Origin of the sequence: Brucella pseudogrignonensis (assembly GCF_031454375.1) — a bacterium.
Lineage (GTDB): Bacteria > Pseudomonadota > Alphaproteobacteria > Rhizobiales > Rhizobiaceae > Brucella > Brucella pseudogrignonensis_A.
Genome location: NZ_JAVDQT010000027.1, coordinates 1 through 1,201, shown reverse-complemented (window position 1 = coordinate 1,201; position 1,201 = coordinate 1). Strand labels below are relative to the sequence as shown.

Sequence of the window (1,201 nt, the reverse complement as noted above, 5' to 3'; positions counted from 1 at the left end):
AACGTCAAGATGTCGATGAACCCCTTTGACGAGATCGCGGTTGAAGAAGCGATCCGTTTGAAGGAAGCAGGCAAGGTCACGGAAATCGTCGTGGTTTCGGTCGGTCCGGCACAGGCGCAGGAAACACTGCGCACGGCACTTGCCATGGGTGCTGATCGTGCAATCCTCGTGAAGACTGACGAAACCGTCGAGCCGCTTGGCGTTGCCAAGGTGCTGAAGGGCGTAGTCGAAGCTGAACAGCCAGACCTCGTGTTCCTCGGCAAGCAGGCGATTGACGACGATGCCAATCAGACCGGCCAGATGCTTTCGGCATTGCTCAACTGGAGCCAGGCAACTTTCGCATCGAAAGTTGAGCTGGGTGACGGTTCTGCCAAAGTAACGCGTGAAGTCGATGGTGGTCTTCAGACCATTGATGTGAAGCTGCCTGCGATTGTTACGGTTGATCTTCGTTTGAACCAGCCGCGCTATGCATCGCTGCCAAACATCATGAAGGCCAAGAAGAAGCCGCTTGATGAAAAGTCGCCTGCTGATTTTGGCGCCGACATTGCTCCGCGTCTTAAGGTTTTGAAGACCGAAGAACCGGGTGGCCGCAAGGCTGGCGTGAAGGTTGGTTCGGTTTCCGAGCTGGTTGAGAAGCTTAAAGCCGACGGCGTATTGTAAGAGATCGGAAGGACAAAAACATGGCTATTCTTCTTATTGCCGAACACGACAATGCAAGCCTTTCCGATCAGACTGCAAAGGCTCTGACTGCAGCTGCCCAGATCGGTGGCGATGTTGATATTCTGGTTGCAGGCAAGGGCGCGAAAGCAGCCGCTGATGCAGCTGCAAAGCTTTCCGGTGTTCGCAAGGTTCTGCTTGCTGAAAGCGATGCACTGGAAAACCGTCTGGCTGAGCCACTCGCAGCAGCCATCGTTGAACTCGCAGGAAACTACGACACGATCATTGCGCCAGCCACAACTTCGGCCAAGAACGTTCTGCCACGCGTAGCAGCTCTGCTTGATGTGATGCAGTTGTCTGAAATCATGGAAGTTGTCTCAAGCGACACTTTCAAACGTCCGATCTATGCGGGCAATGCGATCCAGACCGTTCAGTCGACAGATGCCAAGAAGGTTATCACGGTTCGTACGGCTTCTTTCTCGGCAACGGCTGAAGGCGGGTCGGCTTCAGTTGAAAGCGTGAACGCTGCTGCTGATCCTGCTCT

1 protein-coding gene and 1 pseudogene are annotated in these 1,201 nt (G+C 54.3%); both read left to right on the top strand.

From position 1 onward, the window contains the following. A partial coding sequence (locus J2782_RS22795) for an electron transfer flavoprotein subunit beta/FixA family protein (RefSeq protein ID WP_310016452.1) occupies positions 1-660 on the top strand: 660 nt, incomplete at its 5' end. Between the two features lie 20 nt (positions 661-680). Further along, a pseudogene (locus J2782_RS22790) lies at positions 681-1,201 on the top strand (electron transfer flavoprotein subunit alpha/FixB family protein); the annotation flags it as partial.